The 2,822-nt window shown below is 30.9% G+C and carries 2 protein-coding genes; both read left to right on the forward strand.

Annotated features, from left to right (window positions below; genetic code table 11):
• Nucleotides 1-667: 667 nt before the first annotated feature.
• Complete coding sequence (locus tag KVT34_RS29275) at nucleotides 668-2,029, forward strand: coproporphyrinogen-III oxidase family protein (RefSeq protein WP_226545428.1); 1,362 nt, start codon at nucleotides 668-670, stop codon at nucleotides 2,027-2,029.
• A partial coding sequence (locus KVT34_RS29280; protein ID WP_217563192.1) for an MFS transporter occupies nucleotides 2,029-2,822 on the forward strand: 794 nt, incomplete at its 3' end. The genes KVT34_RS29275 and KVT34_RS29280, both read left to right, overlap by 1 nt.

Genomic DNA, 2,822 nt, shown 5'->3' on the forward strand with positions numbered 1-2,822 from the left:
GAAAGATGGGTATGAAAACTTATCGAAAGATATTATTAGAGAAGTTGAAGAGATTGAAGGGTTTATGAGCGTATATAATGAAAATGTAAAGGAAATCCATAGTGTTTCAAACTAACAGTGGATAAGGAAAGGCACTCAATTTTGAGTGTCTTTCTTTTTTTAAAGATCTAAAACAGTGGAGGTTTCGATTGTGATGCTCAAAAATACTATAGGTTTCACGATTATGAGAAGTTCAATATTTTATCCCGAAAAATCCTGATTGGTGAGGGTTGATTAAAGATTTACTTTATATGATTAAATACTATAGAAAAACATTAATGTAAAAAATAACTAATTTTATATAATGCAAAGGAGTTTCAAAATATATAGGAATCTCGTAGTATCATTTTATTATTATTAAATTTTATAAATACATAAGACAATTATTGAGAAAAAAGATAGATATAGAATACTCGGAAAATAAGAATTATAATAAAAAACAGGCGTAGTAAACTGAAATTTCAGAATAAAACGTCTAATAAAAATGAAGGGGGAACTATAATTATGAAAAAAGAGTGGATTGCTTTAAAAACTGAATGGATTGCACTTTAATGGATAAATCATAGGGGAGTTATTTTAACTCCCCTATGATTTATAAAAAATGAACTGAAAGGTAGGAAAAAATGATATGAATATAATGCAAAAAATTTATCCAGAACATCCTATGTTATGGAATTTTTTATACCCTTTTTTTGGGGAGGATAGTGTTGAAAATGCTCAAAGTAGAGTTGAAAATATGTTGCGGAAAACAGAGGTAAGTCAGAAAAAAGGAAAAACAGCATTATACCTTCATATACCTTTTTGTGATACTATTTGCTCATTTTGTCCATTTATTAAATCTACAAAGTATGAACCTATAATTGGAGAGTATGTAGAATGTCTTATTAAAGAGATGGAATTATTATCCTCATCTCCTGTCATTCAAGCTTTAACATTCGATGTTATTTTTGTTGGTGGAGGAACGCCCTCTGTACTTACTCCTACTTTAATAGAAAAGTTAACAACAGCAATTAATAAAAATTTCAGGTTGTCACCTGACTATGAGTGGACGTTTGAATGTGAGGCAAAAACAGCAGATGAAGAAAGAATTGCAGCAATGGCAGCTGGGGGAGCAAATCGTGGAAGTTTTGGAGTACAAACTTTGAACCCTAAATATAGAAAGTTATTTAATTTAACTTCAAGTTATGAACAGATACAACATACTGTTGAGACAATGAAGCGATATTTTAAAAGCTATAATTTAGATTTGTTATATCAGTTACCCGGACAGAGTGAAAAAGAACTTATAGATGACTTAAATGCAGTAATGGAATTGGGAACAACTAGTATAGATGCCTATCCTTTAGAATACATTGCATGTTCAAAAGGGTGGTTAAACAAAATAACAAAAGGTAGTATTCCAAGGCCTCCTACTCCTGCAGAAAAAATTAAATATAATCGTATAACATATAATCATTTTAGAAATAGTGGTTGGAATCAAAAGTATGTATATACATTTATGGCACCTGGACATGAAGAAAAGAGGTTTAAATATGGAGAGATTATTTATGGTGGATATGAGGACCAGTGTATAGGATTAGGAACTGGAGCCGTGACATATATGCAAGGTATTACATGGGCAAATGAGGGGAACACACAAAAATATATAGAACAAATCAAGGAGCAAGGATTAGCCGTTGCAAAATCACGTTTATATCATGCGTATGATAGAAGATTTATATTTTTCCCGAAAACAATGAGATTAGAGAAACATTATATAGAGGAAATGCCAGAAAAAGATAAAATAATTGCTAAATTAAATTCTCTCGTACACTTAGAGGTAGTCATTGAAGAGAAAGATTGTTATATTTTGAAAGAGGAAGCAAAACCTTGGTATCCTGCTATACTAGTAGATTTAATTCCTGCAAACGAAAAAGTATATTTTGATAAAAGTGTAAATGGACTACAGAAACAATTGAATTGGTACGAACCAGTTGGAGTGGAAGTTTAGTGAATACAAATAAAGTTGATAAATATGTATTGTGGAGGGACAAGAATTTCCTACTATTACTATTTGGACAAAATTTATCAGCCTTTGGAGACTGGTTCCGCACAGTTGCGACAATTGGTTTAATTTATAAATTAACAGGAGACGCTACACATATAAGTTTATTATTTATTTGTTCAATTCTGCCTACAATAGTTGTTTCAATGGTTTTCAGTCCGATTATTGACAGATTTTCCCGACGTTTACTTATGATTATTGCAGATATTGCTCGTTTATGTATTGGAATTGGGTTTGTAATAGTTGTTTCGACTAATGTGTCTCCATATTTTTTATATTTACTTCTTATTATTAATGGATCATTTTCAGGCTTGTACTTACCAGCACGTTCATCGTTTATTCCTGAAGTGATACCTCAACAAAGTTTAACGCGCGCAAATAGTATCCTTACTACAAGTTTTAGCGCAGTTATGCTTATTTCTACGGGAGTCGGTGGACTCGTTACAGAGATATTATCTATTAAAATGATTTATTTTATTGATGCATTTACATTTTTAATCTCTGCAGTTTGTCTTATGTTTATAAAGATTAGTGAAAAAATTGAGTCAAGTAAGGTCAAAGATTCTTACTTTAAACAAGTCTCTGAAGGACTATTAGAAATTAAAAACATGCCTGTATTAAAAAGTGCAATATGGGTACTAGTTGCAAGAGAATTTGCATTAGGGATCGTATACGTTATTTTTAGTTTATATATCTTAGAATTTTTTAATGCAGGTAATTTTGGATTAGGTCTTGGACA

The sequence above is a fragment of the Paenibacillus sp. GbtcB18 genome (assembly GCF_019091125.1).
Taxonomy (GTDB): domain Bacteria; phylum Bacillota; class Bacilli; order Paenibacillales; family NBRC-103111; genus Paenibacillus_F; species Paenibacillus_F chitinolyticus.

Coding starts and splice junctions, on each gene's coding strand:
- KVT34_RS29275 (WP_226545428.1), top strand. CDS start 668: ATGAATATAATGCAAAAAATTTATCCAGAACATCCTATGTTATGGAAT.